The sequence below is a fragment of the Segeticoccus rhizosphaerae genome, assembly GCF_009192725.1.
GTDB lineage: Bacteria > Actinomycetota > Actinomycetes > Actinomycetales > Dermatophilaceae > Segeticoccus > Segeticoccus rhizosphaerae.
In genome coordinates, this window is sequence record NZ_VOHR01000219.1 from 1 (window position 1) to 6,459 (window position 6,459).

The window sequence follows — 6,459 nt, forward strand, 5'->3', positions numbered from 1 at the left end:
TGCGACTGCTCTCCCTGCCGGAGGCGCTCGCCTGGCACCTCGAACGGCTGGCGCCGGCGAGTCGCGGCTTTTGGCGGGCGCTGCGGCCGGCCGCAGCTGCGGCTGCCGGTGTGCCGTTGCCCGACCACCAGCTCGTCGATCTCGTGCGCGACTGGCAGGTGCGGTTGCGGGACGTGCAGGAGCTGCTCACCTCGCCGACCACGTCCGTGCGGCTCGTCCTCACCCCCGAGAAGGTCGTGATCGCCGAGGCCCGCCGGATGCTGACGTCGCTGCGGCTGCACGGGCTCGCCGTCGACCAGGTCGTCGTCAACCGGCTCTTCCCGGACCCCGCGGACGACGCGGTGCCGGGGGATCCGTGGCGTTCGGGCTGGCACCGCGCTCAGCGCGAAGGCCTGGCCCGGGTGCACGAGTCCTTCGATCCCATCCCCGTGCTGACCAGTGCCTACCTCGAGGCCGAACCGGTCGGTGTCGAGGCGCTGGCTCGGCTGTCCGCCGCCCACGGGCCCGGCATTGACCTGCTGCAGGTGCCGGACGTGGAGGGTATGACGGTGCGCCCGTCGCAGGGCGGGTTCATCCTGACCCTGCCGCTGCCCTTGGTGACCGCGGAGCGGGTGGACCTGGGACGGCGCCAGGGGGAGCTGCTCATCTCGGTCGACGGTCACCGGCGGGTGTTGTCACTGCCCAGCGCGTTGCGGCGGTGCGTGGCCACCGGGGCGAAGGTGCGCGACGGCCGGCTGCGCATCCGCTTCGTGCCGGACGAGGAGGTCTGGCCCCGTGGCAGCTGACGAGCAGACCCGCTCGGTGGGCAGCGTCGCGCAGGAGGCGGCACGTCTCGTGGACGCCTTCGCGTCCTGGGCCTCCGAGGAGGCCACCGAACAGGCCTCCCACGCCGCCTCCGACGCCGCGACCGGGAGCGCGACCCACCAAGCCCCCAGTGACGCGGCCCCAGCCGGTGGCGGCCACGACGAGGACCAAGGTGGCGGTGGCCGAGTCTGTCCCGAGTGTGGGGCTGCCCGGACCGGCGCAACCGCGCCCGGGGCGGGCAACGCCGGATCCGAGGGCCGCCAGGATCCGTCCACCTGCCGGATCTGTCCGCTGTGCCAGGGCCTGATGCTGCTGCGGGCGGTCCGTCCGGAGACCGTGGACCGTCTCGCCGACTTCGCCACCGCGGTGGCCGACAGCCTGCGAGCGGTGGCGGACACGCGTCGGGCCGGCAGCACATTTCCTCGGGACGGCGCGGCCACGGGTCGGAGCGCGCCCACGACGCAGGGCATCCCGGTGACCGATGATGACGGAGCCGACGACGGACCGGACGACCAGACGATCGACGAGGGAGCGCGGGCATGACCACGACCATCGGCTTGGACATCGGCGGCACCAAGATCGCCGGGGGTCTCGTCGACGTCGAGGGCAACCTCGTGCGACAGGCTCGTCGGGAGACCCCCGCCCAGGACCCTGATGCCATCGCGGGCGCCGCGGCCGACGTGGTGCGGGAACTGGTGAAGGGTGACTCGGAGGTCGTCGGCGTCGGAGTCGCCTGCGCCGGTTTTGTGGACAAGTCAGGCGCCACCGTCCTGTTCGCGCCCAACCTCGCCTGGCGGGACGAACCGCTCAAGCGCCGGCTGGAGTCGGTGCTCGACCTGCCGGTGATCATCGAGAACGACGCCAATGCGGCCGCGTGGGGGGAGTTCCGGTTCGGCGCGGCCCGCGACACCGACGACATGGTCCTGCTCACCATCGGCACCGGCGTCGGGGGAGGCGTGGTCAACGACGGCGTGCTGCTACGCGGCGCCTGGGGTGTGGCCGCGGAAATGGGCCACATGCGCGTGGTCCCCGACGGGATCCTCTGCGGCTGCGGCAACCGCGGGTGCTGGGAGATGTATGCGAGCGGCAGGGCCCTGGTGCGCGAGGCCCGCGAGCTGGTCCGCTCGGGCTCGCCGCACGGCGGGATCCTGCGCGACCGGTGCGGCGGTGACCCGGACCGGCTCAAGGGCAGTGACGTCACCGAGGCGGCCCAGGACGGCGACGCGGCCTCGGTGGAGCTGCTGACGGACCTGGGCCGGTGGGTCGGTGAGGGAGCCGCCTCCATCGCGGCGATCCTCGACCCGGAGCTCATCGTCGTCGGCGGCGGCGTGGGCGAGGCCGGCGACCTGCTGCTCGACTCCGCACGCAGGGCCTTCCGCCGTCAGCTGACCGGCCGTGGTCACCGACCCGAGGCGGAGTTCACGACGGCCTCCCTGGGCAACGACGCCGGCATCATCGGCGCGGCGGCGATCGCGGCGGAGGGACAGAGCCCTTGAGCGGCGACGAGAGCGTGAGGAAACGAGCGAGGCACGAGCGGGGCAGCCAGCACGAGTGCCGAGGAGCGGCGACCGAGGAGATGGGGAGCGGGCTGGCCATCGGCGTCGACATCGGTGGCACCAAGGTGGCTGCCGGCCTGGTCGACGAGACCGGCCGGATCCTGCGCTCGACGCGGCGCGACACTCCCCACCGCTCGACCTCGCCGTCCGTCGTCGAGGAGACCATCGTCGACGCCGTGTCGGAGCTGCTGGCCACGACCGAGCCCGGCGAGGTCGTGGCCGTCGGCATCGGCGCTGCCGGGTTCGTCGCCGCCGACCGGGCGACCGTCGTGTTCGCGCCACACCTGTCCTGGCGCGACGAACCGCTGCAGGAGTCCCTGAGCCACCGGATCGACCTGCCGATCTTCGTGGACAACGACGCCAACACCGCCGCCTGGGCCGAATGGCGGTTCGGCGACAGCCAGGACGAGACCCACCTGGTCATGGTCACGTTGGGCACCGGCATCGGCGGTGGCCTGCTCATCGACGGGGCGATCGAGCGGGGCCGCTTCGGCATCGCGGGGGAGTTCGGGCACATGCAGGTCGTGCCGGAGGGGCTGCGCTGCGAGTGCGGCAACCGTGGGTGCTGGGAGCAGTACGCCAGCGGCAACGCCCTCGTGCGCGAGGCCCGCTCGCTGGTGCTCGCAGCGTCACCGGTGGCCGTCGACCTGCTCGCGACGGCCGGCGGCACGATCGACGGGCTCACCGGCCCGCTGATCACCGAGGCCGCCAAGCTCGGTGACCCCACGGCACGCGAGCTGTTGGCCGACGTCGGCCGCTGGCTCGGCATCGGCATGGCCAACATCGCGGCGGCTTTCGACCCGGGGACCTTCGTCGTCGGCGGCGGAGTGAGCGCCGCGGGCGACCTGCTGCTGGGTCCGGCCCGAGAGGCGTTCGAGCGGCAGCTCACCGGCCGTGGATACCGCCCGCCGGCCCGGATCGTGGCAGCCAGGCTCGGCAACGACGCCGGGCTGATCGGTGCCGCCGACCTGGCCCGCAACGACCGGAGGTCCTGACGTGCACGGGGGGCTGCGCGTGGCGTCATACAACGTCCGCGGCCTCGGGGACGACGTCGCTGCCGCGGTGCGGGTGGTCCGCGCGCTGGCGCCGGATGTGCTGTGCCTGCAAGAGATCCCACGGCGGTTCCTCTTCGGGCACCGGGTGGCGGACTTCGCCGCGGCCTGCGGCCTCTACTGGCCGGGCGGCAGTCGCGGCAGCGGCGGCACCACGGTCATGACGAGTCTGCGCGTCGAGACGCTGGCGGTCGGGCACGAGGGGCTGCCGGTGGGCTACTTCGACCAGCAGCGCGGCTTCGCGTGGCAGCGGGTGCGGCTGCCGGACCACGGCATCGTCTGCGTGGTCAGCGTCCACCTCAGCCTGCGCGCCCGGGAGCGGAAGGTGCACATCGCCCAGGTGCTCGATCGGGTGCCCCACGACGTGCCACTCGTGCTCGCCGGAGACCTGAACGAGGAGTCCACCGGCCGGGCCTGGCGCACGCTCGCATCGCGGTTGCGGCTCGTCTCACCGGAGGGACCGACGTTTCCCAGCCGTGGGCCGCGCACGCGGATCGACGCCATCTTCGCCGAGCGGGGGCTGGCCGTGGCCGGCGCGGGGTCGACCGCGCCGGTGCAGCTCGACCCCGATGACCTGGTGGCGGCGACCGACCACCTGCCTGTCTGGACCGACTTGGACCTGTCCGCGACGGCGGCCCCGGCGGTGTGAGCGGCCGGCAGGCCCGGCCGCAGACCTGCTCCGACGTGCCCGCGGGGCAACCGTCCCTCAGACGCGCGCCCCGTCGTCGTCGTCATCATCGTCACGGCGATTGGGCAGACGCGCGACCAGCAGGCCGAAGCCGCCGAGGCTCAGGGCGATCGCGAGAGCGATCCACAGGCTGCCGGCGTCCCGATCGAACATGATCAGGTAGAGCAGCAGCCCGGGTCCCCCGACCAGGCCGACGAGGATGCCCCAGAACTGCAGGTCGCCGGCCGGCAACGGCGCGGGCGGCGGCGGCACGAAGTGCTCCTCCTCCTCGGGGGCAGCGTGGCTGCGCCAGCCCTGGCCGGGTGGCCCGGCTGCTGCCGCGTCCGACGACCCGGGGGAGCTCTCCCGTCCCTTCGTCCCCTCGGAGCCGGGTGTGTCGCGTCCGTCCGGTTGCCCCGGTGTTCGAGGCGTCTCGGCGCCCGAACCGGCGACATCGCCTGTCTGTCCACCGGGGCCGCTGCCGTCGGCCTCGGTGCCGGGACGACCGGCTCCGGGCCCGAACCGAATCTGCGGCGGAGGGTTCACGGCCTTGTCGTGGTGCTTCTCCCCGGTGGCCTCGGGGTCGGGGCCGGGCTCGTCCCAGTGCGCGATGATGTCGTCGAACCGGGCGTCGATGTCGCCGTCCCAGCCGTCGTTGCTCATGGTGTCAGCCCCGGGTCACCCGCTCGACGAAGGCGCTGGTTTCCGCGAGGACCCGCGGTGCGTCGTTGTCGAGGGTCATCACGTGGTAGGAGTCAGCGAGCACGATCTCGGTGACGTCGGTGCTGGAGATCCGAGAGAGGAACAACGCGGAGCTGGAGGCCGGGACGACGTGGTCGACCGCCGAGCGCAGCAGCAGGACCGGCTGGGTCACCTCGGGTAGGTCCCGGACCACGGTCGACCACATCTGGGTCTGGGAGTGCAGTGCCCGCAGGGGGATCCGGTCGTAGGCCAGCTCGGTCGGTCCACCGGTCTTCTTGATGTCCCCGGCGATGCCCGGCAGCGACGTGAGCAGGTGCTGCAGGACCGGCAGGGCCCGCAGCCGGAAGTCCTCGACCTTGAAGGCCGGGTTCATCAGCACCAGGCCGCTCACCCGCGGCCCGTGCTGCTGGGCGAGCCGGGTGGCCAGGCACCCGCCCATCGACAGCCCGGTGACGACGACCTTGGCGCAACGCTCGCGCAGCTCGAGGAAGCTCGCGTTGACGCTGGCGTACCAGTCCTGCCAGGTGGTGCGGTTCATCTCGCGCCAGGTCGTGCCGTGACCGGGCAGCCGGGGCAGCCGCACGGTGTAGCCGGCGTCCGCGAGGTGCTCGGCCACGGGTCGCACGCCCTGCGGAGTGCCGGTGAAACCGTGGCACACGAGCACCCCGATGTCCGAGCCGTCGTGGCTGAACGGCTCGGCACCAGCCATGATCGCCAAGGGATGCTCCTTCCGGTCGAGGGCTCCGCGCGGCGGGTCCTCGGACAGATCTTCGCACGTGGATCTCGGGCCCGGACAGTGCCGTAGAGTCGGCGGGTCTAACGAGGAGGACCGATTGTTCTACTGGGTGCTGAAGAGGATCGTGCTCGGTCCCGTCCTGCGCTTGCTCTTCCGGCCCTGGGTGGAGGGTGAGGAGAACGTCCCGGAGCAGGGAGCGGCGATCTTCGCGAGCAACCACCTGTCCTTCTCGGACTCCATCTTCCTGCCGCTCGTGCTGCCGCGCCGGATGACCTTCCTGGCCAAGTCGGACTACTTCACCGGCCGCGGACCGCGGGGCCGCCTGACCGCGGCCTTCTTCCGCGGTGTGGGCCAGGTGCCGGTCGACCGCTCCGGCGGCAGGGCCGGCGAGGCCGCCCTGCGCAGTGGCCTGAAGGTGCTGCGGCGCGGTGAGTTCCTCGGCATCTATCCCGAGGGCACGAGGTCACCCGACGGTCGGCTCTACCGTGGCAAGACCGGCGTGGCCCGCATGGCACTGGAGGCGCGTGTACCCGTCGTACCCGTGGCGATGATCGGCACGGACAAGGCCCAGCCCACCGGCAAGCTCGTGCCGAAGATCATGCGGATCGGGGTGCGGATCGGCAAGCCGATGGACTTCTCCCGCTACGAGGGCCTCGAGGACGACCGCTTCGTGCTGCGCTCCATCACCGACGAGGTGATGTACGAGCTGATGCTGCTGTCGCGTCAGGAGTACGTCGACGTCTACGCAGCCTCCATGAAGGACCGCCTCGTCGCCGCCGCCCGTGCCACCGCCGCACGCGCCCGCGAGCTGCAGCAGGACGCCGCCGACCGGCTCGAGAAGGGCGTCAAGGGCGACGGCGCGACGCTCGAGGACTCCAGCACCCTCGAGCGTGAGCCAGAGCGCGCGCAGCCGGCGGAGCCCGAGGCGCCGGACGAGGGCGG

8 protein-coding genes are annotated in these 6,459 nt (G+C 72.6%); 6 read left to right on the forward strand and 2 right to left on the reverse strand.

Annotated elements, in window-relative coordinates:
• The 5 genes from FRW57_RS15340 to FRW57_RS15360 form a co-directional block, all read left to right on the forward strand.
• Positions 1-785 (forward strand): ArsA family ATPase (locus tag FRW57_RS15340; RefSeq protein WP_162529375.1); only part of this gene is annotated, 785 nt, incomplete at its 5' end.
• A complete protein-coding gene (locus FRW57_RS15345; RefSeq protein WP_152186401.1) occupies positions 775-1,347 on the forward strand; it encodes a hypothetical protein in 573 nt (190 codons plus the stop codon). The genes FRW57_RS15340 and FRW57_RS15345, both read left to right, overlap by 11 nt.
• Complete coding sequence (locus FRW57_RS15350; protein ID WP_152186402.1) at positions 1,344-2,300, forward strand: ROK family glucokinase; 957 nt, start codon at positions 1,344-1,346, stop codon at positions 2,298-2,300. Before FRW57_RS15345 ends, FRW57_RS15350 begins: the two co-directional genes overlap by 4 nt.
• Positions 2,301-2,380: 80 nt before the next feature.
• On the forward strand, positions 2,381-3,355 hold the full coding sequence (locus FRW57_RS15355; protein WP_137121036.1) for an ROK family glucokinase: 975 nt from the start codon (positions 2,381-2,383) through the stop codon (positions 3,353-3,355).
• A 1-nt stretch (position 3,356) separates the two neighbouring features.
• Complete coding sequence (locus FRW57_RS15360; protein ID WP_137121037.1) at positions 3,357-4,061, forward strand: endonuclease/exonuclease/phosphatase family protein; 705 nt, start codon at positions 3,357-3,359, stop codon at positions 4,059-4,061.
• Between the two features lie 57 nt (positions 4,062-4,118).
• Here the strand turns inward: FRW57_RS15360 and FRW57_RS15365 are convergent, their stop codons facing one another.
• Both FRW57_RS15365 and FRW57_RS15370 read right to left on the reverse strand, forming a co-directional pair.
• Positions 4,119-4,742 (reverse strand): hypothetical protein, encoded by a 624-nt coding sequence (locus FRW57_RS15365; RefSeq protein WP_137121038.1) that lies wholly within the window; start codon positions 4,740-4,742, stop codon positions 4,119-4,121.
• A 4-nt stretch (positions 4,743-4,746) separates the two neighbouring features.
• Positions 4,747-5,490: an alpha/beta hydrolase gene (locus tag FRW57_RS15370; protein ID WP_152186404.1), complete on the reverse strand. Its 744-nt coding sequence runs from the start codon at positions 5,488-5,490 to the stop codon at positions 4,747-4,749.
• Between the two features lie 124 nt (positions 5,491-5,614).
• Between FRW57_RS15370 and FRW57_RS15375 the strand changes: the two genes are divergently transcribed.
• Positions 5,615-6,459, forward strand: an 845-nt coding sequence (locus FRW57_RS15375; RefSeq protein ID WP_152186403.1) for a lysophospholipid acyltransferase family protein, incomplete at its 3' end; no start/stop codon positions are given.